23 protein-coding genes are annotated in these 26,991 nt (G+C 71.4%); 14 read left to right on the top strand and 9 right to left on the bottom strand.

What is annotated here, in order from left to right:
- The first annotated feature begins 43 nt into the window (after positions 1-43).
- The 4 genes from ABD371_RS32340 (at position 44) to ABD371_RS32325 (ending at position 4,820) form a co-directional block, all read left to right on the top strand.
- A complete protein-coding gene (locus ABD371_RS32340; RefSeq protein WP_344485088.1) occupies positions 44-1,342 on the top strand; it encodes a sensor histidine kinase in 1,299 nt (432 codons plus the stop codon).
- A complete protein-coding gene (locus ABD371_RS32335) occupies positions 1,339-1,998 on the top strand; it encodes a response regulator (protein WP_344485085.1) in 660 nt (219 codons plus the stop codon). Before ABD371_RS32340 ends, ABD371_RS32335 begins: the two co-directional genes overlap by 4 nt.
- 84 nt (positions 1,999-2,082) lie before the next feature.
- Complete coding sequence (locus ABD371_RS32330) at positions 2,083-3,288, top strand: cytochrome P450 (protein ID WP_344485082.1); 1,206 nt, start codon at positions 2,083-2,085, stop codon at positions 3,286-3,288.
- 74 nt (positions 3,289-3,362) lie between these two features.
- Entirely contained in the window at positions 3,363-4,820 is a 1,458-nt protein-coding gene (locus ABD371_RS32325; protein ID WP_344485079.1) for a ricin-type beta-trefoil lectin domain protein, read from the top strand.
- 16 nt (positions 4,821-4,836) lie between these two features.
- Here the strand turns inward: ABD371_RS32325 and ABD371_RS32320 are convergent, their stop codons facing one another.
- Together ABD371_RS32320 and ABD371_RS32315 are read right to left on the bottom strand one after the other, a co-directional pair.
- Positions 4,837-6,423, bottom strand: a complete 1,587-nt coding sequence (locus tag ABD371_RS32320; RefSeq protein ID WP_344485076.1) for an ABC transporter permease — start codon at positions 6,421-6,423, stop codon at positions 4,837-4,839.
- Positions 6,420-7,316, bottom strand: coding sequence for an ABC transporter ATP-binding protein (locus ABD371_RS32315; protein WP_344485073.1), 897 nt, complete (start codon positions 7,314-7,316; stop codon positions 6,420-6,422). The genes ABD371_RS32320 and ABD371_RS32315 overlap by 4 nt, the downstream gene beginning before the upstream one ends.
- A gap of 90 nt (positions 7,317-7,406) precedes the next feature.
- Here ABD371_RS32315 and ABD371_RS32310 point away from each other — a divergent pair, with 90 nt between their 5' ends.
- Positions 7,407-7,919: a GbsR/MarR family transcriptional regulator gene (locus ABD371_RS32310; protein ID WP_344485070.1), complete on the top strand. Its 513-nt coding sequence runs from the start codon at positions 7,407-7,409 to the stop codon at positions 7,917-7,919.
- A gap of 42 nt (positions 7,920-7,961) precedes the next feature.
- Here ABD371_RS32310 and ABD371_RS32305 read toward each other — a convergent pair whose 3' ends face one another.
- A complete protein-coding gene (locus ABD371_RS32305) occupies positions 7,962-8,765 on the bottom strand; it encodes a diacylglycerol kinase family protein (protein WP_344485067.1) in 804 nt (267 codons plus the stop codon).
- Between the two features lie 153 nt (positions 8,766-8,918).
- Between ABD371_RS32305 and ABD371_RS32300 the strand changes: the two genes are divergently transcribed.
- The 5 genes from ABD371_RS32300 (at position 8,919) to ABD371_RS32280 (ending at position 16,992) form a co-directional block, all read left to right on the top strand.
- A complete protein-coding gene (locus tag ABD371_RS32300; protein WP_344485064.1) occupies positions 8,919-10,202 on the top strand; it encodes an adenylosuccinate synthase in 1,284 nt (427 codons plus the stop codon).
- 191 nt (positions 10,203-10,393) lie between these two features.
- A complete protein-coding gene (locus ABD371_RS32295) occupies positions 10,394-10,960 on the top strand; it encodes an RICIN domain-containing protein (RefSeq protein WP_344485061.1) in 567 nt (188 codons plus the stop codon).
- A gap of 428 nt (positions 10,961-11,388) precedes the next feature.
- Entirely contained in the window at positions 11,389-12,597 is a 1,209-nt protein-coding gene (locus ABD371_RS32290) for a DUF11 domain-containing protein (RefSeq protein WP_344485058.1), read from the top strand.
- Positions 12,598-12,643: 46 nt separating this feature from the next.
- On the top strand, positions 12,644-14,779 hold the full coding sequence (locus tag ABD371_RS32285) for a hypothetical protein (RefSeq protein WP_344485055.1): 2,136 nt from the start codon (positions 12,644-12,646) through the stop codon (positions 14,777-14,779).
- Positions 14,780-14,865: 86 nt separating this feature from the next.
- Positions 14,866-16,992, top strand: a complete 2,127-nt coding sequence (locus ABD371_RS32280; RefSeq protein WP_344485052.1) for a COG1361 S-layer family protein — start codon at positions 14,866-14,868, stop codon at positions 16,990-16,992.
- A gap of 70 nt (positions 16,993-17,062) precedes the next feature.
- Here ABD371_RS32280 and dapF read toward each other — a convergent pair whose 3' ends face one another.
- The 3 genes from dapF to ABD371_RS32265 all read right to left on the bottom strand — a co-directional run bounded on the left by dapF (position 17,063) and on the right by ABD371_RS32265 (position 19,016).
- Positions 17,063-18,070, bottom strand: a complete 1,008-nt coding sequence (gene dapF / locus ABD371_RS32275; protein WP_344485049.1) for a diaminopimelate epimerase — start codon at positions 18,068-18,070, stop codon at positions 17,063-17,065.
- Between the two features lie 68 nt (positions 18,071-18,138).
- A complete protein-coding gene (locus tag ABD371_RS32270) occupies positions 18,139-18,546 on the bottom strand; it encodes a hypothetical protein (RefSeq protein ID WP_344485046.1) in 408 nt (135 codons plus the stop codon).
- 11 nt (positions 18,547-18,557) lie between these two features.
- A complete protein-coding gene (locus ABD371_RS32265) occupies positions 18,558-19,016 on the bottom strand; it encodes an ATP-binding protein (protein ID WP_344485043.1) in 459 nt (152 codons plus the stop codon).
- 292 nt (positions 19,017-19,308) lie between these two features.
- Between ABD371_RS32265 and ABD371_RS32260 the strand changes: the two genes are divergently transcribed.
- The 4 genes from ABD371_RS32260 to ABD371_RS32245 all read left to right on the top strand — a co-directional run bounded on the left by ABD371_RS32260 (position 19,309) and on the right by ABD371_RS32245 (position 22,415).
- Positions 19,309-20,178 carry a helix-turn-helix domain-containing protein gene (locus tag ABD371_RS32260; RefSeq protein ID WP_344485040.1) on the top strand — a complete coding sequence of 290 codons (870 nt, stop codon included), beginning with the start codon at positions 19,309-19,311 and terminating at the stop codon, positions 20,176-20,178.
- Between the two features lie 29 nt (positions 20,179-20,207).
- Positions 20,208-20,393 carry a DUF397 domain-containing protein gene (locus tag ABD371_RS32255; protein WP_344485037.1) on the top strand — a complete coding sequence of 62 codons (186 nt, stop codon included), beginning with the start codon at positions 20,208-20,210 and terminating at the stop codon, positions 20,391-20,393.
- Between the two features lie 113 nt (positions 20,394-20,506).
- Complete coding sequence (locus ABD371_RS32250; RefSeq protein WP_344485034.1) at positions 20,507-21,043, top strand: phosphoribosyltransferase family protein; 537 nt, start codon at positions 20,507-20,509, stop codon at positions 21,041-21,043.
- A gap of 166 nt (positions 21,044-21,209) precedes the next feature.
- The gene (locus tag ABD371_RS32245) at positions 21,210-22,415 is read left to right on the top strand and encodes an esterase/lipase family protein (protein WP_344485031.1); all 1,206 of its coding nucleotides are present in this window, start codon (positions 21,210-21,212) and stop codon (positions 22,413-22,415) included.
- Positions 22,416-22,532: 117 nt separating this feature from the next.
- Here ABD371_RS32245 and ABD371_RS32240 read toward each other — a convergent pair whose 3' ends face one another.
- The 3 genes from ABD371_RS32240 to ABD371_RS32230 all read right to left on the bottom strand — a co-directional run bounded on the left by ABD371_RS32240 (position 22,533) and on the right by ABD371_RS32230 (position 26,938).
- Entirely contained in the window at positions 22,533-23,651 is a 1,119-nt protein-coding gene (locus tag ABD371_RS32240; protein ID WP_344485191.1) for a methyltransferase domain-containing protein, read from the bottom strand.
- Between the two features lie 155 nt (positions 23,652-23,806).
- Entirely contained in the window at positions 23,807-25,099 is a 1,293-nt protein-coding gene (locus ABD371_RS32235) for a glutaminase (protein WP_344485028.1), read from the bottom strand.
- 216 nt (positions 25,100-25,315) lie between these two features.
- Positions 25,316-26,938, bottom strand: coding sequence for a serine/threonine-protein kinase (locus ABD371_RS32230; protein WP_344485025.1), 1,623 nt, complete (start codon positions 26,936-26,938; stop codon positions 25,316-25,318).
- Positions 26,939-26,991 lie beyond the last annotated feature (53 nt).

Below are 26,991 nucleotides of genomic sequence, written 5' to 3'. Positions count from 1 at the left end.
CAGCGGGACGACCGCGTCCGTACCCGCCCGTACCGTTTGGGGCGTGACCGAGAAGACCCGAAGCCCTGAGTACCGGCTGGCCTCCGGGGCCCTGAGCGGCCTCCGCCAGGACCTCTTCCACGACGCCTTCGCCTACCGCCCGCTGCCCCCGCTGCGCCCCGACGGGTCGCTGATCCGCCGGCTCCCGGAGCGGATACGCGGGCACGCGGTCCGGGCCCCGCACGCCGCCGTGCTCACGGTGGCGGCGTTCATCATGATGGGGGCCGCCGCGTCGATCCGGAACGGCGCGCTCATGCCGCTGTTCGCCCTGGCCTACGGGGCCGTCGTGGCGATGACGCTGCTCCGCCCGGTCGCCGCGTTCTGGGCCTCGATGGCCGCCACCCCGCTCATCATGGCGCTCATGCCCTACGCGGACATGTGGCCGTGGACACCGCCCGGCTTCGTCGCGCATCTGGCGGTGCTGACGGTGGTGGCGCTGCGGACCCGGCCGCGCACCGCCGTCTGGATGTGGGTGCTGACCGCCGCCTACGCGATGCTCTTCGAGCTGTTCTTCGACTGGGCCGGGTACGGGAGCAACTCCGTGCCGCTGCTCTTCTGCGCCGCCCTGCTGCTGCTCGCCACCACCGTGGTGCACGTACGCCGCGAGGCCAGGGTGGAGGTCGCCGTCCAGCAGTCCGTCACCGCCGTGGAGCGCGACCGCCGCACCCTGCTGGAGGAGCGCACCACCATCGCCCGCGAGCTGCACGACGTGGTCGCCCACCACATGTCCGTGGTCGCGATCCAGGCCGAGGCCGCGCCCTACCGGGTGGAGAACCCGCCGCCCGAGCTGGAGAAGGCGTTCGCCACCATCCGCGAGAACGCGGTCGCCGCCCTGACCGAGCTGCGCCGGATCCTCGGCGTCGTCCGCGCGGAGGACTACGAGGCCCCCGACGCCCCGCAGCCCGTCCTCGGCGATCTGGGCCGTCTCCTCGACAACGTCCGCGAGGCGGGCCTCGAGGTGGAGAAGACCGTCACCGGATCGGTGCGGACCCTTCCGCAGGGCGTCGAGCTGTCGGCGTACCGGATCATCCAGGAGGCGCTGAGCAACGCCCTGCGGCACGCCCCGGGTTCTTCGGCGAAGGTCGAGGTCAGCTATGTTCTCGGCGGGCTCGGGCTGCGGGTCGTGAACACCGCCGCCAAGGGCCTGGTCAAGCCGTCGCCGGGAGCGGGGCACGGCATCACCGGGATGCGGGAGCGGGTGTCGATGCTGGGCGGCGAGATGACCGCGCTCGACACCGAGGACGGCGGCTACGAGGTCGCCGTCTTCCTTCCCGTCGCCCTGAACGCGGAGGAGCCGGTATGACGATCCGGGTAATGATCGTGGACGACCAGATGATGGTCCGCGAGGGATTCTCCGTACTGCTGAACGCGATGCCGGACATCGAGGTCGTCGGCGAGGCGGTCAACGGCCGCGAGGCCGTCGTCAAGGTGGCCGAGCTGCGGCCCGACGTGGTGCTGATGGACATCCGGATGCCGGAGCTGAACGGCATCGAGGCCACCCGTGAGATCGTCGCCGCCGACAGTGGTTCCAAGGTGCTGGTGCTGACCACCTTCGATCTGGACGAGTACGTCTATCAGGCGCTGCGCGCGGGGGCCTCGGGCTTTCTGCTCAAGGACGCCTCCGCGCGGCAGCTCGCCGACGGCGTACGGGTGGTGGCGGCGGGCGAGGCGCTGCTCGCGCCGACCGTGACCCGCCGGCTGATCACCGAGTTCTCCAAGCTCAGCACCGTGCCCAGGGTGGCTTCCGCCGCCCGGGTCGGGGAGCTGACCGAGCGGGAGACGGAGGTACTGGTGCTGATAGCCCAGGGGCTGTCCAACATGGAGATCGCCTCGCATCTGGTGGTCGCGGAGTCCACCATCAAGACGCATGTGAGCCGGGTGCTGGTGAAGCTGGGGCTGCGGGACCGCACCCAGGCGGCGGTCTTCGCTTATGAGGCACGGTTGGTCACTCCGGGATAAACACTCGATAGCCGCAGGTCACAAGCGGGTGGAGCTTGCTGTTCCGCTCTGGTCAGCGAGGTGCACGAGCGTTAACGTCCCGCTATGAGCGCACTTTTCGAACCTTGGTCGCCCGCCTTCGTGGCGAATCCGTACCCCGCGTATGAGCGGCTCCGGGCCGAGGGGCGGGTGCACTGGTTCGAGCCGACCCGGCAGTGGCTCGTACCGCACTACGAGGATGTCTCCGCGCTGCTGCGGGACCGCAGGCTGGGGCGGACCTATCTGCACCGTTTCACCCACGAGGAGTTCGGCCGCACCCCGCCGCCCGCCGCCCACGAGCCGTTCCACACCCTCAACGACCACGGCATCCTTGATCTGGAGGCCCCGGACCACACCAGGATCCGGCGGCTGATCACCAAGGCGTTCACCCCGAGGACGGTGGCCGCGCTGGAGCCGACCGTACGGCGGCTCGCCGCCGAACTGGTCGCGAAGGTGGTGAAGGAGGGCGGCGGCGATCTGCTCGCCGATGTCGCCGAGCCGCTGCCGGTGGCGGTCATCGCCGAGATGCTGGGCGTCCCGGAGGGCGACCGGGGCCTGCTGCGGCCCTGGTCGGCCGATATCTGCGGAATGTTCGAGCTGAACCCCTCCGAGGAGACCGCGCGCCGGGCGGTGACGGCGTCGGTGGAGTTCTCCGACTATCTGCGGACGCTGATCGCCGAGCGCAGAAGGTCGCCCGGCGAGGATCTGATCTCCGCCCTCATCGCCGCCCACGACGAGGGCGACCGGCTGAGCGAGCAGGAGATGATCTCCACCTGTGTGCTGCTGCTCAACGCCGGCCACGAAGCCACCGTCAACACCACCGCCAACGGCTGGTGGACCCTCTTCCGCCACCCCGAGCAGCTCGCCGAGCTGCGCGCCGACCACTCCCTCCTGCCCACGGCGGTGGAGGAGCTGATGCGCTTCGACACCCCGCTCCAGATGTTCGAGCGCTGGGTCCTCGACGACATCGAGATCGGCGGCACGCTCGTCCCGCGCGGCTCGGAACTCGCCCTGCTCTTCGGCTCCGCCAACCGCGACCCGGCGCGCTTCACCGACCCGGACGCCCTCGTCCTCGGCCGCGCCGACAACCCCCACATCACCTTCGGGGCGGGCATTCACTTCTGCCTGGGCGCGCCGCTGGCCCGGATCGAGCTGCTGGCCTCCTTCGGCGAGCTGCTGAGGTCGGCCCCGGCGATGCGGCTGACGGGGGAGCCGGCGTGGAACCCCGGCTATGTCATCCGGGGTGTGGACGAGCTGCTGGTGGAGGTGTAGGACAGGCCCCAGCGGCAGGGAAATACCGCTGATCCGCCATGAACGGTGAAGAATGGCGGTGAAAGGCGGCATTCATGGCGAAAGCGGGCGGCGGTGAGCGGCTGAGCCGCTGCGCCGCGGCCCTGGCGGCGCTGCTGCTCTGCGCGGTGACGGCGGCTTCCTGCGCTCCGGCGGGCTCGCCGCCGCCGCCCGTCGGCAGCGGCGAGCCCCCGGCCTCGCGGGCCGCCGCCTTCCCGAAGGATCCGCCCGGCTGCCGGCGCACCCTGGTGGGCGTCGCCCACCCGGACGACGACCTCTTCTTCGTCAACCCGGAGATCGAGCGGACCGTCCGGGCCGGCTGCGCCCTCACCACCGTCTATCTCACCGCAGGGGACGACGGGGAGCGCAATCCGCTGGAGGCCCGCAACTACGCGCGGAACCGGGCCAACGGCGTCCGCAAGGCGTACGCGGAGATGGCGGGGGCGGCCGACCGCTGGACGCCGGCCGATGTGGTGACCGGCGGCCGGGTGGTCCAGTCGTTCACCCTGGCCGGGCGGAAGCCCGGCGCGGAGGTGCGGCTGACCTTCATGAGGCTGCACGACGGCATGCCCAAGGGGGGCCAGAAGGACAGCATGCTGCGGCTGTTCACCGGCGACCGGCGGGAGATCTCGCTGTTCCAGCGTGGTGAGGGCTACGACGAGAAAGAACTGCTGACGACGCTGACCTCGCTGATCCGCCTCAGCGGGGCCCGGCGCGTCCTCACCCTCGACCACGACAACGCGTCGTTCGCCTTCGGGCTCGACGGGCGGGTCGACCACGCCGACCACGGCATCGGGGCCCGCTATCTCCGCAAGGCCGCCTACCGCGCCGGGGTGGAGCCGAGGGCCTATCTCGCCTACACGATGACCCCGCTGGCGGTGAATCTCACCCCGTCCCAGCAGGCCGCGAAGGAGCGGATCGCCCGCTGGTACGACGCCGAGCGGCAGTGCCCCCGGGAGCGGGTGTGCGTGGACGAGTCCCTCTACACCAAGCCCCTTCCGCACGACCACGCCGCGTGGGTGCTGCGCCAGTACGAGCAGCGCCACCGCGATCCCCGGCCCGGCGAGATCATGGGGGACATCGGGCGGACGACGGCGTTCACCGGCAGGAACCCGGAGCAGTGCCTCGGGGTACGGGGTTCCGCGCCCCCGTCCTGGTCGGTCGGGATCGCGGGCTGCGACGGCACCGGGGCCCAGCGGTGGGGCTTCGGCGGCGACGGTTCGATCAGACCCCGGGCGCACGGCGCGTACTGTCTGACCGCCGTCCGCACCGGTGTCCTCCTGCTCCGGTGCGAGGCGTCCCGGGCGGACCAGAAGTGGCGGCGGCTGCCGTGGCCCGACGGCTCCTGGAAGCGGTCGGCCTGGCGGATCGCCGGGACCGGGGACCGCTGCCTCCACCAGGAGGACCGCACCTTCCCCCGGTGGAACCAGGACCGCTACCGCAGCCCCCGGCCGGGGCTCACGCCCTGCGGGACGGTTCCCGACCCCGAGCTGTACTGGCGGATCGGCGGCTGAGATCCGCCCCTCGGGGTCAGCTCCGCAGGTCCCTGCGGCGCAGCCCGGCCAGGCCGACGGCGACCAGGGCGGCGGCGAGGGCCGTGAGGACCAGGGCGGGCCGCCACTCCATCGGGTTCCCCGGCAGCTTGGGGAGCAGCCCGAACGGGGACAGCTCCAGCAGGGCGTCCGGCAGCCGCAGCGCCGGGCCGATCCAGCCGACGGCCAGGGTGAGGCCGACGGCGGCCCAGGCGGCCACGACGGCCCGGGGGAGCACCCCGTACAGCGCCATGGCGAGCCCGCCCAGCAGCCAGACGGCCGGGAGCTGGGACAGGGCCGCGCCCAGGAGGGGGCCGGGGGCGGTGCCGTGGCCGACGGCCATGCCGAGTCCGGCGGCGGTGAGGATCAGGGCCGAGCCGCCGAGGGCGAGGGCGAGATGGCCCGCCGCCCAGTGGGTGCGGCCGACCGGGCCCGCGAGGACCGGTTCGGCGCGTCCGCCGGTCTCCTCGCCGTGCGCCCGGAGCACCGACGAGGTCGCGTAGACGGCGGCGACCAGGCCGAACAGACCGGTGATCGAGGCGAGGAAGGCATCGGTGAGACCGGTCTGCCCGCCCATCCGCTCGAAGATGCCCCGGGTGCTCTCGTTCTCGCCGACCAGAGCGGCCACGCCCGAGGCCAGCGAGCCGAAGGCGATCCCGGCGGCGAGGAAGGCGGCCGTCCAGCCGAGCAGCGCGCCCCGCTGGAGCCGCCAGGCGAGCCCGGTGGGGCCCGCGATCCGTCCGGCGGCCGGTCCGGGCCGCGACGGCAGGAAGCTCGTGCCGATGTCGCGCCGCCCGGTCAGCGCGTACGCCACCGCGATCTGCGCCAGCGCCACGAGCGCGAGCAGGGCGGCGAACTCCCAGCGCTCACCGGCGTACGGGCGGATCTGCTCCGCCCAGCCCAGCGGAGAGAGCCGGGTCGGCGCGGCGGAGCCGTCGGCGGCGGCCGAGTCGCCCGCCGCGCGGAGCGCGTAGGCGAGGCCGAGCGCGGCTGCGGCCAGGCCCTTCGCCGCGCGGGCGCTCTCGGTGAGCTGGGCCGTGATCGCCGCGAGCCCGGCGAAGACCATGCCCGTCAGCCCGACGGCCAGGCCCAGGGCGAGGGCCCCGGTGGCGGAGCCGGTCGGCCGGGCGAGCCCGGCGGTGATGGCCAGGGCGAGCGCGGTGTTGGCGATGAGCGCGGTGAGCAGGGCGGCGGTCAGCGGCGCGCGCCGTCCCACCATCGCGGAGGAGAGCATCTCCTGCCGGCCGCTCTCCTCTTCCTCCCGGGTGTGCCGCACCACGACGATCAGGCTCAGCGCGCCGGCCGCCAGTGCGGCGAAGACGCCGAAGCGCCAGCTGACGAGCGCGCCGAGGGAGTCGCCGAAGGCGGGGCCGAGCATGGCGCGCAGCGAGCCGTTGACGGCCAGCGAGCGCACGAGGTCCGCGCGCTCGGCGGCGGTGGCGTAGAGCGAGCCGACGGTGCCCGCGCCGCTGACGACGGTCAGCGAGAGCAGCCCGGCCCACAGCGGGAGCATGGCCCGGTCGCGGCGGAGCGCGAGCCCGAGGAGGGTCCCGGTGCCGGCCAGGGCGCGGCTGCCGGTGGTCATCGTGCCCCCGCCTCGTCCGTGTAGTGGCGCAGGAACAGCTCCTCCAGCGTCGGCGGGGTGCTGATCAGCGACCGCACCCCGGAGGCGGTGAGCGCGCGCAGCACCGCGTCGAACTTGTCGGTGTCGACCTGGAGCCTCACCCGGTGGCCCCGGACGTCGAGGCCGTGCACCCCGGGGAGGCGGGCGAGGCCGTTGGGCGGTCCGGCGAGTTCGGCGGTGACGCTGGTACGGGTGAGATGGCGCAGCTCGGCGAGGGAGCCGGTCTCCACGGTCCGGCCGGCGCGGATGATGCTGACCCGGTCGCAGAGGGCCTCCACCTCGCTCAGGAGGTGGGAGGAGAGCAGCACGGTCCGGCCCCGGTCGCGCTGCTGGGCCACACAGCTCTGGAAGACGCCCTCCATCAGCGGGTCGAGTCCGGAGGTCGGCTCGTCGAGGACGAGGAGTTCCGCGTCGGAGGCGAAGGCGGCGACCAGGGCGACCTTCTGGCGGTTGCCCTTGGAGTAGGCGCGCCCCTTCTTGGTGGGGTCGAGTTCGAAGCGCTCGATCAGCTCGGCGCGGCGGCCGGGGTCGAGCCCGCCGCGCAGTCTGCCGTAGAGGTCGATGACCTCGCCCCCGGAGAGGTTGCGCCACAGGGTCACATCGCCGGGGACGTACGCGATCCGGCGGTGCAGCGCGACCGCGTCGCGCCAGGGGTCCCCGCCGAGCAGCCGGACGTCTCCCGCGTCGGCGCGCAGCAGCCCGAGCAGCACCCGGACGGCGGTGGACTTGCCGGCCCCGTTGGGGCCGAGGAAACCGTGGACCTCGCCGGTCCCGACGGTGAGATCGAGCCCGGTGAGGGCGTGCGTCCGGCCGAACGACTTGTGCAGTCCGCCGACCGTGATGGCCTTCGTCATATCTGGAAACTACGCTTGTTTCACAAATTTGTGAAGTTAAAGAAACGTATAAAGTTGGGTGGGGGAGCGGGCCGGGAGAGGATCACGGGCATGACGACGGAACAGGACGCCGCCGGGCAGGGCCGGAAGCAGGACCCGGAGCTGGTCTCCGCCTTTGTGGAGAGGTTCGCCGGGCAGCTGGCGGAGGCCGGGATGGCCCGGATGCCCGCGCGGATCTTCGCGGCGCTGCTCGCCTCGGACTCCGGGGCGATGAACTCGGCCGAGCTGGGCGAGCAGCTCAAGGTCAGCCCGGCGGCGGTCTCCGGCGCGGTCCGCTATCTCGCCCACGTCGGCATGGTCTCCCGCGAGCGGGAGCCCGGCTCCCGCCGCGAGCGCTACCGGGTGCACAGCAACCAGTGGTACGAGGCGCTGGCCCACCGCGACCAGATCATCAAGAAGTGGGAGGACACCATGCGCGAGGGCGTGGCGAGCCTCGGCCCGGACTCGGCGGGCGGGCGCAGGCTCGCCGAGACCCTGGAGTTCTTCGAGTTCCTCCAGCGCGAACTGCCCCTGCTGCTGGACCGCTGGCGCGACCACCGCCGCCGCACTTTCGGCGGGGTGTAGCCGTCCGGCCCGGTCCGGGGTGCGGTGCGGGCCCCGGCCCGGTCACGGGGGCGGCTGGTAGGGCAGGGTGAGGCCCCAGGCGCCCGGGCGGAGGGTCCAGGTGCGGGTGCGGACGGGGCCGGTGACCTGGGTGTCGGCGCGGTAGCGGAAGTCGGGGCCGGAGACGGTCACGGTCAGGGCCTTGGCGGTGAGCGGCTCCCTGGACCCGCCCGGCTGGATGACGACCTCGGCCCGGCCCCCGGCGGTGCGGACCGTCACCCCCTCCACCTCGCGGTTCAGATCGGCCAGGACCAGCCCGTCCGCCTCCACCCGCAGCCGCTGGCGGTGGATCCGGGCCGCCGGGACCGGGGCCGGCCGGACCAGCGACCGGGCCAGATGGCGGCAGGCCCCCCAGACCGTCCCCGCCCCCGCCGGAACGGGCGAGGCGGGGATCGTCAGATCCCCCACCACCACCCCGTCGCTCTCGTCGACCAGCAGATCCAGCCGCCGGACCACCCCGTCCAGCACCGCCCGCGCGGCGGCCACCGGCCCCTGCGGGACCCCCAGGGAGTGCGCCAGCTCCACCGCCGGACCCACCGGAATCAGCGACAGGGCCCCGTCGCCGAGCCAGCGATCCCGGTACAGAAGGGACACCGCGCGCAGCAGCGCCCGGTCGTCCCCGATCACCACCGGCCGCCGCGAACCCCGGCGCGCCAGCGCCCGCGCGAACTCCTCGGGCCCCTCCGGAAGACAGATTTTCGCCTCCGACCCGCCGCACAGAACATCCTTCGCGATCCGAACGGACTCGCCGTCACTTCGGCGGGCGACCGGGTCGATGACCACCAGCAGCTGGTCGTGAGCCGACACCTCGGTCCTTCCTCGGGTAGCATCTTTGTGCAAGAGCCCCTTGCGCTATTGCGCCAGGGGCTTCGTCTATTCCGGGGCAACCGGTCCGCGGACTCAGGCACGGCTCACGCCCCCTGACCTTGGACATGCCCCGCCCGGAAGGGGTGTACGCCTGTGCCCGCACTTGTGCTGCTCGGTGCTCAGTGGGGTGACGAGGGCAAGGGAAAGGCCACCGACCTCCTCGGTGGATCAGTGGATTATGTGGTGCGATACCAGGGCGGCAACAACGCCGGCCACACGGTCGTCGTCGGCGACCAGAAATACGCGCTTCATCTGCTCCCTTCCGGAATCCTCTCCCCGGGGTGCACCCCGGTCATCGGCAATGGAGTTGTGGTCGACCCGGCCGTCCTGCTCTCCGAGCTGAGCGGGCTGAACGACCGCGGAATTGACACGTCCAAGCTTCTGATCAGCGGAAACGCTCATCTGATCACGCCGTACAACGTCACCCTCGACAAGGTGACGGAACGGTTCCTCGGGACGCGGAAGATCGGCACCACGGGCCGGGGCATCGGCCCGACCTACGCCGACAAGATCAACCGCGTCGGCATCCGGGTCCAGGACCTGTACGACGAGTCGATCCTGGTCCAGAAGGTCGACGCCGCCCTGGAGCAGAAGAACCAGCTCCTCGCGAAGGTCTTCAACCGACGGGCGATCGAGTCCGGCCGGATCGTCGAGGAGATGCTCCAGTACGCGGACCGGATCAAGCCGTATGTCGCGGACACCACGCTGATCCTCAACGACGCCATCGACGAGGGCAAGGTCGTCCTCTTCGAGGGCGGCCAGGGCACCCTGCTCGACGTGGACCACGGCACGTACCCCTTCGTCACCTCCTCGAACCCGACCGCCGGCGGCGCGTGCACGGGCGCGGGCGTGGGCCCGACGAAGATCTCCCGGGTCATCGGCATCCTCAAGGCCTACACCACCCGGGTCGGCGCGGGTCCGTTCCCGACCGAGCTGTTCGACGAGGACGGCGAGGCGCTGCGCCGTATCGGCGGCGAGCGCGGTGTGACCACCGGCCGTGACCGCCGCTGCGGCTGGTTCGACGCCCCGATCGCGCGCTACGCGACCCGGGTCAACGGTCTGACGGACTTCTTCCTCACCAAGCTGGACGTGCTCACCGGCTGGGAGGAGATCCCGGTCTGCGTCGCGTACGAGATCGACGGCAAGCGCGTCGAGGAGCTGCCCTACTCGCAGACGGACTTCCACCACGCGAAGCCGATCTACGAGAAGCTGCCCGGCTGGTCCGAGGACATCACCAAGGCGAAGACCTTCGACGACCTGCCGAAGAACGCGCAGGCCTATGTGAAGGCGCTGGAGGAGATGTCCGGCGCGCCGATCTCGGCGATCGGCGTCGGCCCCGGCCGTACCGAGACGATCGAGATCAACTCCTTCCTCTAGGTCGTACTCCGGAAGCGCCCGGGCGGTCTTTCCGCCCGGGCGCTTCTCTGTCAACGCGAACCCCTCACTCACTCCAATGGAGCATTCGCCGGGATCGGCGCATGCGGGCCCGGACGGCTGGCAATGCATACCGGCCAACACGGAGAGTCGCCATCCCCTCACGGGAAATGGCGTGGAGCGAGGGAGAGTTCATGACGACACATTCTCGACGGTCTCTGGCGGCGGGCGCGGTGGCGCTGATGGCGGGCGCGGCGATGACCCTCGGTCTGCTCGGTCCGGCGGCGGCGAGTCCTGGGGCGGCGAGTCCGGCGAAGCGGGCCGTGTCGGCGGAGCTGGTGACGCTCCGGCTGGCCAGTGACCCGGGGCAGGTCGCGGATGTCGCGGGGGCTTCGGGCGATGACGGGGCCGAGGTCGTCCAGTGGGCCCTCAACGGCCAGGAGAACCAGCGCTGGGAGCCGGAGGCCACCGGCAGCGGCTACTACCGCTTCAAGGCGGAGCACAGCGGCAAGTGCCTGAACGTCTGGGGGGCCTCGAACGACGACGGGGCCCGGATCATCCAGTGGCCCTGCGGCACCGACGACAACGAGCAGTGGAAGCTCGTCCCCAAGGGCGTCGGCTACCAGCTGGTGGTCAAGTCCAGCGGCAAGTGCCTGAACGTCGAGGGCGGTGCCGGCCAGGGCCGGAACCTGATCCAGTACACCTGTAGCGCCGACGGCGAGACCAATGACGTCTGGCTCCCGGTGTGGGAGACGGTCTGAGGGCGTGAGCCCCTGAGGGGCGGGCGCACGGCGGAGACGCCGTGGGCCCGCCCCTCTGGCATGCCCGGGTTCAACCGGTACACGGTCGCTAGTGCATTATGAGGAATTCTGAGTGGTTATCAGATAAAAGGCGCGGAGGCGGGGAGTGGTGGTCTCGGTGAATCATCGACCGGTGAGCACGGAGGGCATCCCGCATGAGAAGCGTCCACGGACGGTCCGCGACGGCAGCGCGCAGGGCCGGTGGAGTCATCGCCGCCTGTTGTGTGCTGGCGGCGGGCGCGCTGATCTCGGCCCCGGGCGCGAGCGCCTCGGCCACCCCGGGCGCCGGTGTCCCGGCCTCGGCCTCGGCGTCTCCGTCGGACGGCGGCTCCCCGCCGGCCCTCCCGACGCCGGCCCTGAGGCCCGTACAGCCCCCCGCGCAGCCGCCCGTGGGGACCACTCCCGGTCCCACCCCCACCCCTGACGGCAAGGCCGCCCCCGGCGAGCGCGCCGACCTCGCGCTCCACACCGAGGTCGGCCCCGCCGCCCCCACCCCCGTCACCAGGCCCGTGGAGCCGCCCGCAGCCGCCTCCGGGGCGGCCCGCGCCGAGCGGCCCGTCAACGCCGACGGGGTCTTCGACTACCGGATCACGGCCCTCAACCACGGCCCCTCCCAGGCCGTGAACGTCGTGATCACCGATGAACTCCCGCCCCAGCTGACCTTCGTCTCCTCCCCGGACGGCTGCACCGCCCAGGGCCGGACCATCACCTGCGGCCCGCTGCCCTCGCTCGCCGTCGGCGCCACCCACACCTGGCTGATCACCGTCGCCCTCGTGGACGGCTACACCGGCGACGGCTCCGACATCACCAACATCGTCGCCGTCGACTCCCAGACCGCCGACCCCTACCCCGCCAACAACACCGCGTCGACCACCGGCATCCATGTGCCGCCCGGCGCGGGCAAGGCCGACCTCTCCCTCCGCAAGACCGCACTGCTCCCCGAGGGGCGGAACTCGGTCAGCCCCGGCGAGACCTTCACGTACCGCCTCACGGTCCACAACAAGGGCCCGGCCACCGCCCGGAACGTCCAGGTCACCGACCCGCTCCCCGAGGAGCTGCGGTTCGTCTCCTCGCCCGGCGGCTGCGCGCCGTCCGGGGCCTCGGCGCGGACCGTGAGCTGCCCGCTGCTCGACCGGCTCCCGTCCGGCGAGTCGGTGACGTACGAGATCGTCGTACGGGTACGGGAGAACGCGCCCCGGTCCGGCGGCGGCCACGACGGCGGGCACGGCGGCGGTGGTGGCCACGGCGGCGGTGGCGGGCACGATGGCGGTGGCGGGCACGGCGGCCACCGCACCGAGATCGACAACATCGCGTCGGTCACCTCCACCACCACCGACCCGGTCCCGGGCAACAACCGGAACGCGTCCGGCACCACCGCCCCCGACGGCGGACCGCTGTATCTCCAGCACGGCTCCCGGCCGACCCACCCGCCTCGCCCGACGGACCCCACCGGGCCGGGCCACCCCCACCCCGGCGGCCGTCCCCAGCTGCCGAACACCGGCCGTGAGCTGCCCCGCTGGCTCCCCTGGTCCGCCGGTCTGACGCTGGCCGCCGGCGGCGCCCTCGTGGTCCTCGCCCGCCGCAGCACCCGGCGCTGAACCCGCCCGGCCGCCCGCCCACCGTTTCGAGAAGAGGCTCTGCGGAATGAGATTCACCCGGGGATCGGCCCGCACCGGGGCCGCCGGCGTCCGCCGGCGGCTCGCCCTGGCCACGGTGTGCGGGATGCTGCTCTGTCTGCTGCCCCAGTACGCCACCGCGCTCGACGAGGACCGCGCCACCCGCGCCGCCCACCAGCAGCGACAGCAGCCGCGCGCGCTGAACTTCCCCGTCCACGAGCCCTTCGACTCGGCCGTCGGCAGCCTGGGCACCGCCGTGGGCTCCGCCACCTTCCAGCCCGGCGGCTGGCTCCGGCTGACCAGCGCGGCCAGTTCCCAGGCCGGGGCCTGGGAGATGAACGACTCCTTCTCCACCAGCCTCGGCATCGTCGCCGAGTTCACCTACGCCACCTACGGCGGCACCACCTTCGACGGCAGGCGCGGCGACGGCCTCGCCTTCTTCCTCGCCGACGGCACCGCCCCCAACGGCACCGGCGCCCCCGGCGGCAGCCTCGGCTACGCCTGCGGCGGCGGTCCGCCCAACTGCAACCGCTCGGGCGTCCCCGGCGCGTTCCTCGGCATCGGCGTCGACGAGTTCGGCAACTTCTCCTCCGGTCAGGTCGGCAACGGCGGACCGGGCTCCCAGCCCAACCGGATCGTGCTGCGCGGCGGCGGCAACGGGACCACCGGCTACCGCTACGGCACCGCCGTGAACGGCCCCGGCGGCACGGTCGAGACCAGCGGCCGGGGCGACTACCGCACCGTCCGGGTCACCGTGATGCCCCGCTCCGGCCGGCTGCTGGTCTCCCTCTGGTCCGACACCGGACCGGGTACGCCGATGAACCAGCTGATCACCGACTACGACGTCAGCACCATCGCCAACCAGCCAGCCCTGCCGTCCACACTGAAGGTCGGCTTCTCCGGCGGCACCGGCGGCGCGACCAACATCCATGAGATCGGCGATCTGAAGATCAACGTTCCGGCGAATCTGTCGGTCACCAAGACCGGCAGCCCCGCCACCGTCCCGGCGGGCGGCGGCCCGGTGACGTACACCGTCAGGGTCTCCAACAGTGACGCCAACGACGTCGTCGGCGCGATCGTCAGGGACCTCGTTCCCGGGCTCACGGGGGTGACCTGGAGCTGCGTCGCCACCGCGGGCAGCCTCTGCCGGCAGAGCTCCGGCAGCGGCAACACCCTCAACACCACGGCCGATCTGCTGCGCAACGGCTCGGTGACGTACACCATCACCGGCACCGCGCCCGCCCAGCCGACCACCCTGAGCAACACCGCGACCGTCACCGCCCCGGCCAACCGCTCCGACACCAACGACGCCGACAACTCGGCGACGGCGACCACCACCGTCACCGCGCGGGCCGACGTCGCCGCGCTGAAGGCGGGCGTCGGCACCGGTCCCGTCACCCCCGGCCAGCAGTTCGACTATCAGCTCACGGCGCAGAACAACGGGCCCTCGGACACCACCAACGTACGGATCACCGACACCCTCCCCACCGGGCTCACCTTTGTCGGCTCGCCCAACGGGTGCACCGCGACCGGCCAGAACGTCAGCTGTCCGGTGTTCAGCAGCCTGCCCGCGGGCCGGTCCATCTCCTGGACCATCCGGGTACGGCTCGCCCCCACGTACACGGGCGACGGCTCCGATCTGCTGAACACCGCGACCGTCACCCATGACGTCAGCGACCCCAACACCGCCAACAACACCTCGACGGGCACCCCGCCGCCCGGCGGGGTGACGGTCCCCCGGGCGGATCTGCGGACGGCCAAACAGACGGTGACCACGGCACCCGTCTCGCCGGGCCAGACCTTCGAGTACACGGTCACCGTCACCAACGACGGCCCCTCGGCCGCCCGTCAGGTCCGGATCGGCGATCCGCTGCCGACGGCGCTGGCCTTCGTCTCCTCCTCGGACGGCTGCACCGCCACCGGCCGCAATGTGCTCTGCGGCCCGATCGCGGGCCTCGCTCCCGGAGCCTCGGTGAGCTGGACCTTCCGCGTACGGCTGGACGCCGGTTACTCCGGCGACGGCTCGAATCTGCGGAACACCGCCACCGTCGGCTCGGCCACCGAGGACCCCAACAGCGCCAACAACAGCGGTACGTCGGGCCCGCCCGGCGGCCGGGTGACCCCGCCCACCGCTGATCTGGTGCTCACCAAGCGGGCGGACTAGCCGACTGGCTGACCTCGGCCGCTCGAAGGGCCGGTGAGCCGCACAGTTCGTGTACGGCTCCGGATCATGAACGGAATCGATGCCAGATGAGATGGATGAAACGCCGGCTCCCGGGGGCGAGGGCGGCGGTGGCCGCCCTGGTCTGCGCGGTGACGCTGTGCTCCGGAACGGGAGCCTCCGGGGCGCTGGCCGCGGTGCCGCCGGTCGCCCCCGCGACCGCCGCCGAGGTGGTGACCCAGCTCGCCAGGGCCCCCGGGGAGCGAGCCGCCGTGCCCCCGGGCGGACTGGTCACCTACACCCTGACCGCCCGGAACAACGGTCCGTCGGTGGCGCGCAACGTCACCGCGACCGACACCCTCCCCGAGGGCCTGGAGTTCGTCTCCTCCTCCGACGGCTGCACCGCCGCCGGACGGATCGTGACCTGCGGTCCTGAGCCCCAGCTGAGCGTGGGCGAGGTCAAGACCTGGACCTTCGTGGTCCAGCTCAGCCCCTCGTACCAGGGCAATGGAAGCGATCTCGGGAACACCGCCACCGGCACCTCGGAGTCGGTCGACCCGGACCCCGGCAACAACAAGACCGACCCGGTCTCCCCGGTCGGCCCCTTCGACCCCGTCTCCGACATCAACACGATCAAGGAGGCGCTGGGCAGCGGCCCGATCGTGCCCGGCGAGGACTTCGAGTACCGGATCACCACCCAGAACACCGGCCCCTCGGACGCCCGCAATGTCACCGCGACCGACAATCTGCCCGCCGGGATCACCTTCGTCTCCTCCGCCGACCCCTGTGTCGCGGCGGGCCAGCGGGTCACCTGCGGTCCGCTCGGCGTGCTCCCGCCCGGGGCCAGTGTGTCCTGGGTGTTCCGGGTGAAGCTGAGCGAGGCGTACTCCGGGGACGGCACCAATCTGCGCAACACCGCCACCTCCACCTCGGACTCCACCGACCCCAACCCGACCGACAACACCTCGCCGCCCGTGCTGCCGCCCGGCGGGGTCACCCAGCCGCAGGCCGACATCTGGACCATCAAGCGGCCGACGACCAGCACCCCGATCTCGCCGGGACAGACCTTCGAGTACACCGTCGTCGTCACCAACGACGGCCCCTCGCAGGCCCTGGCCGTACGGCTCGCCGACACCCTCCCCACCCCGCTGGCCTTCGTCTCCTCACCCGACGGCTGCACCGCCACCGGCCAGAACGTCTCCTGCGGCCCGCAGGCGGTCCTCGCGCCCGGAGCCTCCAAGACCTGGCGCTTCACCGTCCGCCTCGACCCGAACTACCGGGGCGACGGCTCGGACATCGCCAACACCGCGACCGCGACCTCGGACACCACCGACCCCGTGCCCGGGAACAACACCAGCCCGCCCGCCGGACTCCCCGGCAGCGCGGTCAACCAGCCGTACGCGGACCTCGCGGTCACCAAGCAGGCCGTCGGCACGGTCGCGCCGATCCCCGGCCAGACCTTCGACTACCGCATCACCATCACCAACAACGGACCCTCGGCCGACGCGCTCAACGTACGGCTCTCCGACGAACTGCCCCCGGGCCTGACGTACGTCTCGTCCTCGCCCGCCGGGTGCACGGTCTCCGGTCTCGCGGTCTCCTGCCGCCGGGCCACCCCGCTGCGGGTCGGCGAGACCATCGAGTACACCCTCACCGTCCGGATCGACCCGGCGTACAAGGGCGACGGCAGCGATCTGCTGAACACCGCCCGCGTCACCGCCGACAACATCGACCCGGCCGGCGAGAACGACACCGACACGGCCACCGTGCCCGGCGGACAGGTCGCGGCTCCCTCCGCCGACCTGGCGATCGTCAAGAAGCCGGTGACCACCGACCCGATCGCACCCGGTGAGTCCTTCGACTACCAGGTGACGGTCACCAACAACGGACCCTCGCAGGCCGAGGAGGTCAGGGTGACCGACACCCTGCCCTCGTCGCTGACCTTCGTGGCCTCCGACGACGAGTGCATGTCGGGCGACGCGGTCGACTGCGGACCGCAGGCCACCCTCGCGCCCGGGGCATCCGTGACCTGGGTGTTCAGGGTGAAGCTCGATCCGGACTACACCGGCGACGGCAGCGACATCCGCAACACGGCCGTCGTGCACTCGGTGACCCGGGACCCGGTGTCCGGCAACAACCACAGCACCGCGGGGACCCCCGGCGGCAGGGTCGAGGAGCCCACCGCCGACCTCCAGGTGACCAAGAAGACGCCGTAACGGGCGGACAAAAAAAGGGGCGGGCCGCCGGTCTCTTCGACCGACGGCCCGCCCTTCGCCGTTTTATCGCTCAGGCGGGGCTCTTCAGCTCCATCTCGATGCCGGACTCCTTCAGCACCCGCAGATTCTCACCGTTCTGCGCCGCGAAAGCCTCGTTCTCGGCGGTGAAGTACGAGGCCTCGAAGACCACGGGCCCCTCGCCGAGCAGCGCCTCCGGCTCCAGCTCGGTGGCGTACACCAGCGTCGCGTTCCCCTCCAGCACCGGCTGCCACCGCTCCCCGTCGGTCAGCATCCAGCTGCGCGCCACCCCACCGGGGTTCCGCACGGTCACCGGCTGCTCCGGGGCCACCCGGCCCAGCCGCGACAGCACCGCCCGCGAGGCCGCGATCCCCGAGCCGCAGGACGGGGTGAGCCCCGCGCCGCGCTCGAAGGTCCGGATGAACACCTCGGTGTCCGCGAGCGGATGCACGAAGGAGACATTCGCCCCGATCGGGAACGTCGCCGGGGTCTCCGCGACCCGGCCGCCCGTCTCGATCAGCTCCGCCTCGTCGTACCCGTCGTCCACCACCGTGATCAGGTGCGAGTTCGGCACCGCGACCGCCGACACATGCCGGGACGGGTGGTACGGAGGCAGCGGCAGATCCACGAACGCCTGCTCCTCCGTGCCCGCCACGATCGGCTCCCCGGGCGCGAAGTCGACCGGCGGCAGCTCCACCGAGACCTGACGCACCCCGTACGAGGTCGTCTCCGCCGCCCGTACGGTGAACGCGTGCGGCCCGGTCCGCAGCACCACGCTCTCCGTCTCATGGCGGTCGAGCAGCACCCGTCCCGCGCCGCGCATCCCATTGCCGCAGAGCAGCGAGGCCGAGCCGTCGGGGTTGTAGAAGTACGCCTCGGCGCTCCCGTCCCCGTTGTCCGCCACGAAGTAGACGCCGTCCCCGCCGAGCCCCCGCTCACGGTCGCAGAGCAGCCGCACCGCGCGGGCGACGTCCGCCTCGGCGAAATGGTCCGTCGGCGCTCCGTCGATGACGAAGATGTCATTCAGACTGCCGTGCGTCTTGGTGATCGAGAGGGCCATGGTGCTCCGTCCGTCCTCCTGCCGGGCGGCTCACCCGGCACTTCCCTCAGTTTATGGGGTCGGCCCGATCACGCTGCGTGCCCATCGTCTCTCGCGGTGTACTCCGTGTACTCCGGATCGGCGTAGCTGAAGCTGTGCCCGCCCGGATGCCCCGCGTAGAGCACACACGCGTCGTCCCGCCCCGCCGGCAGCCCGTTCACCGCCTCGCAGTCCGGCAGCGCCGCGATACTCCCCGGGTCCTGCCCGCTCCTCCACCGGGCCCAGACCTCCCCCGGGTCGACCCCGTCCAGCTCCCGCACGAAGTCGTGGTGCGGCCCGCTGTGGTCCCGCTCCAGCCCGCAGCGCAGCCGGGTCGCGACCTCCAAAGGGTGGCTCTGCCCGTCGGGCGCGAACTCCAGCGCGATCAGCAGCAACTGGAGCGGCAGCGTCGCGCTCTCGCCACAGGCGTGGCGCTCGCGCGCGAGGTGCTCGTCCATCGGAAGCCCTCTCAGCTCTCGGCCGGCGCGGCGGCGGGTACGTCGACCAGGCACCACGTGCACGCCCCGTCCGGCGTCACCCCCCACGCGTCCGCCAGCAGATCCACCAGCCAGAGCCCCCGCCCTCTCTCCTCCATCGGCCCCGCCTCCCGCACACACGGCACCGTCTTCCCGCCCCCGCTGCTCACCTCCATGCAGACATACCCCTTCGTCCGCCACAGCCGGACCTCCACGGTCGCTCCCCGCCCGTGCTGAAACCCATTCGTCACCAGCTCCGACACCAACAGCTCCACCTTCTCCACCAACCCCTCCAACTCCCAGATCCCCAGATGCGCCCTCCCCGCCCTCCGCATCAACCCGGGCCACGTCCGGTCCTGCGCACTCATCGCCTCCCCGCTCCCGGTCCGCAACAGGCTGACGTCGAACCCGGTGACGATCTCTGCGCGCGGAGCGGCGGTGGTGATGGGCATGGCCCTGTTCCTTTCGGGTTTCGGACAGGGCGAGACCGGGCCCAGGGGTGAGGGTTGGGCCAGGTTTGTGTATCGCCGTCCGATGTGAGTCTGACTCAACTACGGTGATCTATATGCGAGTTAATATGCAAGCGCATAGGCCCTAGGGGGCGAAATTGGCAAATGCGCGAGAAGCGGCACGACTTGCCCAAGGGCCGACAGGTGGTGGGACACTCAGGGGGACGACATGCGTCGGCACCCCACAGAGGTCACATCGAGCACCGGCAGACCATCGAGGAGAGAGGACAGCAAGGTGGCAGCAAAACGGGGCGCGACATTCCGACGCAGAGAGCTGGGCAAGGAGCTGAGGAAGCTCCGCGAGGGCAAGGGCCTGACACTTCAGGATGTGACGGGAGAGCTTGGCTTCTCGTTCACGAAGCTGGCACGTGTCGAGATCGGCGAGAACGACCTCCCGCGCGTGGCGGACCTCGAAGCCCTCATGGACCTCTACGACATCGGCATGGCCAGGGAGGACCGGGAGACCCTGCTCCAACTCCACCGGGAGTCACTGAGCAAGGAGCCCTGGACGCCCTACAAGGCCTTCATGCCGTCGAAGATGCCGACGTACCGAGGGCTGGAGCAGGACGCGCGGGCCATGCGGGCCTTCCAGCCGAGCCTCGTCTACGGGCTGCTCCAGACGGAGGCTTACACCCGGGCGCTGTACTCGATCGCCAAGCCGGTGGACGAGACCAACTCGGAGTACGTCGAGCAGAACATCCGGCTCCGGATGGAGCGGAAGGAACTGATCACGCGCTCCGACAGCCCGCTGGAGCTGCGCGTGATTCTCGATGAGACCGCCGTGCGATGCATGGTGGGCGGTCCCGAGATCATGCGCGAGCAGCATGACGAGATCGTGGAACTGAACCGTCTGGATCATGTGACCATCCAGATCCTCCCCCATGACGTCGTGTCCTACCGGGCGGAGAGCAACTTCGTGATCCTCGACTTCTCCGAGGTGCTCGCCCCCGTCGTACAGGTCGACATGCCGAACACCATCAGCGTCACGGACGAGCGACGCGAGGTGCAGCGGAACATCCGCCGCTTCGACGCCATGCGGGAGAGCGCTCTGCCTCCGGCTCGTACAGCCGAATTTCTGCAACAACTAGCGCGACAGTGGGAGTAGCCATCAATACGCACATCACGGCCCTCGGCGTGGCCGATGAGTCCTCCTGGTTCAAGTCCTCCTACAGCAATGCCACAGGGGGCAACTGCGTCGAGGTCGCGGTCCTGACCAGCGGAATCGCCATCCGCGACTCCAAGAACAAGCAGGGCCCCGCCCTCGCCGTCCCCGCCGCTTCGTGGCAGGCGTTCCTGACGCTCGCGACGACCTCCGCGTAACTCTTCCCGGCGGAGCGCTCCCGCCCTCTCGGGCGCGAGCGCTCCGTCCCCGCCGCCGCGCAGCAGCCGGTATTGAGTTGCCGTGCTGTCCGGCGATCGCAAGACTCCCGCTCATGCCTACGACTGCGCGTGAGCTGGTTCTGGAGCACTTCCGATGGGTTGGCGGGCACGCCGATGTGTGGGCGGTCTTCCGCGATGCCGAGGCACTGGCCGCCGTGGTCGCCGGTCTCGTGGAACCGTTCCGGGACGAGGGGATCACGGCGGTCTGCGGGATCGAGTCCCGGGGATTCCTTCTGGGCGGTGCCGCAGCGGTCGAACTCGGCGTCGGATTCGTTCCTGTCAGGAAGGGCGAGGGCCTCTTCCCCGGCGACAAAGTGGTGCGCCGGTCGGTCCCCGATTACCGGCGTCTCCGTCACACACTGCGCCTCCAACGATCCGCGCTCACGCCGGCGGACCGTGTGCTGTTGATCGACGACTGGATCGAGACGGGGAGCCAGGCTGCGGCGGTCAGGAGTATGGCCGAGGAGTGCGGGGCGACCTGGGTGGGATGCGGGGTCATCGTCGATCAGCACACGGCTGCGCCGAGGAACGCGCTCGGCACCGTTCGTGGGCTGTTGGACGCGCGGGAACTTCCGGCGTTCGAAGCGTGACCGCGTAGGCGGCACTCGGCGACAGTGTTTCAGCCAAACGGCATGCCAAACCCTCTCTGTGCCGGTTTCATCCGAAGTAGTGAACCCCGCAGCTCAGAGGGGTTATGCGTCCTGATCATGCCCAGGATGACGTCGTCCTGCCGCCCCCCTCGCAAGGAGTACGCGTATGTCAGAGACGGCCGAGCCCAACGTCGGTTCGTTCACCCTCGGCGGTCCGCTGGCCGCTGAACCCGCCGGGCCGATCGAGGTGCCGGAGCATGAGGTGTGGCCCCTGCCGAACGGCTTCGCGTGGGTCTTCCTCGGGGACAGGAACCCGGGGGTCGTCCGGCCCGTGATCGTGGCTGACGGCTTCAGTCTCGGACGGAGCAAGCTGGATGTGCTCTACCAGGGGCTGGAGGGCGGCGAGTACCCGTTCATCAGCGAGCTGCGCAGGCGCGGCAGGGATGTGATCCTCCTGGGTTACGAGGAGCGCAGCGCGTCGATCCTGGAGAACGCCGACGCGGTCATCGGGGCGGTTCTGAGGGCCAGGGCGGAGCAGTTGGGCGATGCCCGGCTGGTGGTCGGCGGCTTCAGCATGGGCGGCATCGTCACCCGATACGCGCTGGCCAAGATGGAGTCGCAGGCGATCGACCACGGGGCCGCGCTGTACTTCTCGTACGACAGCCCGCACCGGGGTGCTTCCGTCCCGGTCGGTGTGCAGGCGTTCTCGCACTTCATCCCCTTCCCGAACGACTTCGCGAAGCAGATGAACAGCCCGGCGGCGCGGCAGATGCTGTGGCAGCACTACGACAAGGACACCGGCAAGATCGGCGTCGCCCCGGAGCGCACGGAGTTCCTGGCCGCCCTGGCGGAGGTCGACCACTGGCCGCAGGTCCCGCTGAAGATCGGTGTGGCGAACGGCCGGGCCGACGGGGTCGGTCTCCCGGAGGTGAAGCCCGGCGAGGTCGCGCTGCGGATCGAACGGATCTACCCGGGCACGACCTTCTACGCCCAGGCCCAGGGCGACGATGTGACGGCCGCCTATCTGAACCGCAGGTTCCCGAAGGCCCAGAAGACCATCACCACCGACGGCTTCCCGGAGGTGGACGGCGCCCCCGGCGGCACCCTGCACACCTACAAGATCCTCGCCGACGCGATGAAGAACGTCGGCGGCAAGATCGATCTGCGGTACGAGGACGTGTGCTTCGTCCCCTCCGTCAGCGCGGTCGCCATCCGTGACATCGAGAAGCAGGACGATCTGTACGCCAACATCGACGCCCTGCGCCCGGAGGAGAGCGAGCTGGACGACTTCCGCTGCTCGTCCGAGACCACCACGCACACGGCCATCACCGAAGAGCTGGGCACCTGGATCGTGGACCGGCTCCCCGACTGATCCCCGCCCGCCACGCGCCGATCAGGGCCGTCGTCCGCTCACACCAGGCGGACGGCGGCCCTGTTGTGAGCGCGGTCGTGGGGGCGGCGCACGGACGGGGCGGTACTGCTTTCGGCCTCAGACGGGCCAGGACCGGTTCGGAGTGTCCAGCCAGGCGGCTTGTCCTTCCGCTGTCACGGTGAGTCCGAACCGGTCGTGCCCCGGCCTGCCCTCGTTCTCCCACCAGCGATGGGCGGCTTCCGCCTCGCTCCAGAGACGGCGGGGGCCGGACTGCCAGACACGCGCCTCGCCGTCGTCACGGAACATCACGCACGCCCATGAGCGATCAGTGAGCCCGTACAGCCACACCGGCCGCGCACCGTCCCGCTTGTCCGCGATGACGTGGTGGCAGTGCGGCACCCGGAGACTGACAGCGAACCGCTGGGAGCTGAACCGCTCCCCCAGGAACATGTTCTCGGTAAGGCTGGTGGACGACGTGTCCCGGTCTCCCGGGCCGCCCGTCACGTAGTCGCCATGGACAACCGGGGGGAGCCGCTGTGCCCGGAGCTTCATGAACTCCACCGGTCCGGTGAAGGCCCCGGAAGCGCTCTGTCCATCAGCGGCGACCGCGAGACGGGCCACGCAGTCCCCGTTCCCGTAGTGGGTCCCCCAGGGGGCGACGATCAGGCCGCCCGGCCGGGTCTGCTCCACCCAAGCGAAGGGGACGTGGCGGACCCCGGCGGTAACGATGATCCGGTCGTACGGAGCACTCTCGGGACATCCCTCGTATCCGTCTCCGTGGATCACCCGCACTCCGGCCCCGAACCGTTCCAGGGCGGACCGCGCCCGCTCGGCAACGGCCCCGTCCACTTCCACGGTGACGACGTTCTCCGCGCCGACACGGTGGGCGAGCAGCGCAGCGTTCCACCCGGTCCCGGTGCCGATCTCCAGCACCCGGTTCCCGGGCCGCACGTCCAGATCGCGGAGCATCCGGAACACCACGCTGGGCATGGACGCCGACGAGGTGGAGACCTGCCCGGGGTCCCGGCCCGTGTGCTCTCCGTCGTCCCACTGGGTGACCACGGGTACATCAGCGTCCGCGTACCCGCACCAGACGGCCGGATCATCCGTCCGGGAGACGGCGATGCTCGTGCCCGCCTTCATGTCGAAGGGCCATATCAGCTCAGGGAGGAACGCTGACCGGGGGACAGCATCGAAGGAAGGGGCCCACTCCGAGGAGAGGGCCCCTCCTGACATGAGGACGCGCCCCAGCTCAGTGCGGCCGGGGCGCTCCTGGTGTGCGTGGGCAGTCACAGGTTGACTGCCTACGTGAAGCCGAGTGCGCGCGGTGTGGGGAGGTACCACCAGCTCCTCAAGCCGCCGGGCGGGATCTTCGCCGAGCTTCACCGGCTTCAGGACGGAGAGGGTGAAGTCATGACTTCTTCCACATCTTTTACGACGGTGACTCGGCCGCCGTCGCCGGGATCGGGATCGGGCATGACCGATTCCGGGTCGACGAGATAAACCTCGTGACCGTCCAGCGTGAGCCGGCGCACGACTTCCAGCAGCATGCGCCGTGCCACGTCGTCGATCGAATAGACCATGGTGAGGTCCAGAACCACCCTGGGTTCAGCGGGGGCGGTGTTCATGATTTCGCGGACGACTCGCTCGGCTCCGGCGAAGGCGATCCCGCCCTGCAGTTGGAGGATCCGGACCGGATTCGGTCCGCCGACGCCGATGATGTGGTTGGACCGCACGATGGCGCGCGCGGCGGCGGGGACCTCCATCACATGGAGGCCCATGTCGGAGGAGAAGCGCTCGAACAGCGACACTCCGCGAACGCTGTTCCCGTGGGCGTCCAGTCGTGGTGAGAAGGTGGCGATGCCGATCTGGCCGGGGAGGGCGCCGATCAGGCCGCCGGCCACGCCGCTCTTCGCCGGGATGCCGACCTGGGTCGCCCAGTCGCCGGCGGCGTCGTACATGCCGCAGGTGGACATGACGCTCAGCACTTGGCGCACCACCGGTTCGTGGATCACTCGCTCGCCCGAGAGGGGATTGACGCCGCGATTGGCCAGGGTCGCGGCCATCATGGCCAGATCTCGCGCGGTGACGAGGACGGAGCACTGGCGGGTGTAACCCTCGACGACGTCCCTGGGGTTCTCGGTGAGGATGCCGTAGCTGCGGAGCATGTGGGCGATGGCGAGGTTGCGGTGCGCGTGCTCCATCTCCGACACGCATACCGACTCGTCGATTTCCAGCGGGCGACCGGCGAACGCCGAAAGGCCGCGGACCACGCGCTCCACGCGCTCGGACGGATTCATGTCCTCCGAACCGGCGAGCGAGTGGGCGGTGATGGCACCGGCGTTGATCATGGGGTTGAGAGGGCGTCCGGTGTCGATTTCGAGGGAGATCTGGTTGAAGGCCTCTCCCGATGGCTCGACACCGACTTTGGCGAGCACGGGGTCGAAGCCGCGATCGGCCAGTGCCAGTGCGTACGCGAACGGCTTGGAGATCGATTGGATCGTGAACTCGGTGTCGATGTCGCCGGCACCGTAGACCTCGCCGTCCACGGTGGCGAAAACCGCGCCGAGGCGCTCGGGGTCGGCTGCCGCGAGCTCGGGGATGTAGTCCGCCAGCCGGCCGGACGTGTCCGACTCGACATCTCCGAGGGCCTGGGCCAGATAGTCGGGAATGATCGACCGCATGCGTCCTCCTCCTCCGTACCCGATGCGTGAACCGTAGCCGCACCTTCCTGCTCGGCCCTCCTCCGCTCAGCCGCGCGGCGTGGTTTTCCCCGCGGTCGGTGCGAGCCGAAGGCGGCGGTACGAGAGGGCAGGGCGGCGCCGGTCAGGGCGGCGGCGTCGGCCCGGAGGCGGGTCCGGCTCCGCCGCGCGGGGGGTACGGGGGTGCTCCGCGCGGCCTCAGTAGTCGGTCTTGGCGTAGGTGAGCGGAGCGCCGGCGGAGCCGACCAGCTCGCGGACGATGGTCGAGTCGCCGGAGAGACGGAGGCGGCTCCACTGCCCGGGGGAGCACTCGGCGGGATCGCCCGAGGTGACCTCGGTCGGGCCGAGTTCGAGCGGGGGGCCTGTGGCCCGGAGGGGGGCGGACCAGCCGCATTCGTACGAGGGGCCGCTGCCGGTGAGGGTCATGACGGGTGCGCCGGCTGTGCCCTCGGTGAGGGTCATGGTGCGGGTGTGTTCGCCGTCGGTGGTCTCGAAGACGGCGCGCCAGGTGCCGAGGTATGCCTCGGGCACGGTGGCGGCGGGTGCGGCGGGGGACTCGGCGGCGGCGGCGCTGGGGGAGGGGGCGGCGGAAGTGGTGGCCGTGCGGGCGGACTTGGGGTCGGCGGCGGGTGGTTCGTCGGGGCCGGTGAGGAAGTGGAGGGCCGCGCCGCCCGCGGCGAGGAGCAGGACGGCGGCGAGGCCGAACAGGGTGCCGGTGCGGCCGACGCGCTTGGTGGAGGGCTGGTTGAAGGGGGCGGGGGTGGCGTTCAGCCAGGCGTCCGGCGGCGGGTAGGGGCCCGGGGCGGTGGTCGCCGAGACCAGGGTGGGGGAGGGTGTTTGGTACGGGGACTGAACGCGGGTCCGGTCCCTGGGGGCCTGGGCCTGTGCCTGGGGCGGGGGTTCGGACCGGGAGCGGGAGTGGGGCGGCTCCTCGGCCTCCAGCAGCCACACGGCCTGCCGGCCGAGCTGGGCGATGAGCGCGCCCGGCAGCCAGGGCTCGGAGCTCTCACCGGCCGGGGCCGCCGTGCGCTCCAGGATCCGGGCGGGGGTGGGGCGTCGCCCCGGCTCCTTGTGGAGACAGTCGCGTACGAGATCGGCCAGGCCGGCCGGTACGCCGGTCAGATCCGGCTCCTCCTCGGCGATCCGGTACATCATCGCGTGCCGGCCGGCCGACACCGGGCCGAAGGGATGCCGTCCGGTCGCCGCGTACACCAGCACCGAGCCCAGGCAGAAGACGTCGCAGGCGGCGGTGACCCGCTCGCCGCGCACCTGCTCGGGGGCCATGAAGCCGGGGGAGCCGACGACGGAGCCGGTGCGGGTGGGGCCGCCCTCGCCGCCGTCCAGGGCGCGGGCGATGCCGAAGTCGATGACGCGCGGGCCGTCGATGGTGATGAGGACGTTGGAGGGTTTCAGATCGCGGTGGATCAGCCCGGCCGCGTGGATCTCGCCCAGGGCGTGGGCGAGGCCGGAGCCGAGGGCGCGCACCGAGCGCTCGGGGAGCGGGCCGCGCGCGATCACGGTGTCGAGCCCGGGGCCCGCGACATAGCCGGTGGCGACCCAGGGCACCGGGGCCTCGGTGTCGGCGTCGAGGACGGGCGCGGTCCACTCGCCGCCGACCCGGCGGGCCGCGCGCACCTCGCGGCGGAAGCGGTCGCGGAACTCCTCCTCGCCGGCCAGCTCCCGGCGTACCAGCTTGACCGCCACCGTCCGGCCCCGGTCGCTGCGGGCGAGGTAGACCCGGCCCATGCCGCCCTCGCCGAGGCGCGACAGTAAGCGGTACTCGCCGATGCGCCGAGGATCGTCGGCGGTGAGGTGGTTCATGGCCGCGTGGCTCCCCCGGTCGCGACTACTGCGGTTACTGCGGTCGGGAGTTG

Origin of the sequence: Streptomyces amakusaensis (genome assembly GCF_039532665.1) — a bacterium.
Classification (GTDB): domain Bacteria; phylum Actinomycetota; class Actinomycetes; order Streptomycetales; family Streptomycetaceae; genus Streptomyces; species Streptomyces amakusaensis.
This window is presented reverse-complemented; position numbering and strand designations above follow the sequence as displayed.

Coding starts and splice junctions, on each gene's coding strand:
- ABD371_RS32315 (WP_344485073.1), bottom strand. CDS start 7,316: ATGACGAAGGCCATCACGGTCGGCGGACTGCACAAGTCGTTCGGCCGG.
- ABD371_RS32335 (WP_344485085.1), top strand. CDS start 1,339: ATGACGATCCGGGTAATGATCGTGGACGACCAGATGATGGTCCGCGAG.
- ABD371_RS32310 (WP_344485070.1), top strand. CDS start 7,407: ATGACGACGGAACAGGACGCCGCCGGGCAGGGCCGGAAGCAGGACCCG.
- ABD371_RS32230 (WP_344485025.1), bottom strand. CDS start 26,938: ATGAACCACCTCACCGCCGACGATCCTCGGCGCATCGGCGAGTACCGC.
- ABD371_RS32325 (WP_344485079.1), top strand. CDS start 3,363: ATGGCGAAAGCGGGCGGCGGTGAGCGGCTGAGCCGCTGCGCCGCGGCC.
- ABD371_RS32295 (WP_344485061.1), top strand. CDS start 10,394: ATGACGACACATTCTCGACGGTCTCTGGCGGCGGGCGCGGTGGCGCTG.
- ABD371_RS32285 (WP_344485055.1), top strand. CDS start 12,644: ATGAGATTCACCCGGGGATCGGCCCGCACCGGGGCCGCCGGCGTCCGC.
- dapF (WP_344485049.1), bottom strand. CDS start 18,070: ATGGCCCTCTCGATCACCAAGACGCACGGCAGTCTGAATGACATCTTC.
- ABD371_RS32270 (WP_344485046.1), bottom strand. CDS start 18,546: ATGGACGAGCACCTCGCGCGCGAGCGCCACGCCTGTGGCGAGAGCGCG.
- ABD371_RS32235 (WP_344485028.1), bottom strand. CDS start 25,099: ATGCGGTCGATCATTCCCGACTATCTGGCCCAGGCCCTCGGAGATGTC.
- ABD371_RS32245 (WP_344485031.1), top strand. CDS start 21,210: ATGTCAGAGACGGCCGAGCCCAACGTCGGTTCGTTCACCCTCGGCGGT.
- ABD371_RS32265 (WP_344485043.1), bottom strand. CDS start 19,016: ATGCCCATCACCACCGCCGCTCCGCGCGCAGAGATCGTCACCGGGTTC.
- ABD371_RS32240 (WP_344485191.1), bottom strand. CDS start 23,651: ATGTCAGGAGGGGCCCTCTCCTCGGAGTGGGCCCCTTCCTTCGATGCT.
- ABD371_RS32250 (WP_344485034.1), top strand. CDS start 20,507: ATGCCTACGACTGCGCGTGAGCTGGTTCTGGAGCACTTCCGATGGGTT.
- ABD371_RS32330 (WP_344485082.1), top strand. CDS start 2,083: ATGAGCGCACTTTTCGAACCTTGGTCGCCCGCCTTCGTGGCGAATCCG.
- ABD371_RS32320 (WP_344485076.1), bottom strand. CDS start 6,423: ATGACCACCGGCAGCCGCGCCCTGGCCGGCACCGGGACCCTCCTCGGG.
- ABD371_RS32280 (WP_344485052.1), top strand. CDS start 14,866: ATGAGATGGATGAAACGCCGGCTCCCGGGGGCGAGGGCGGCGGTGGCC.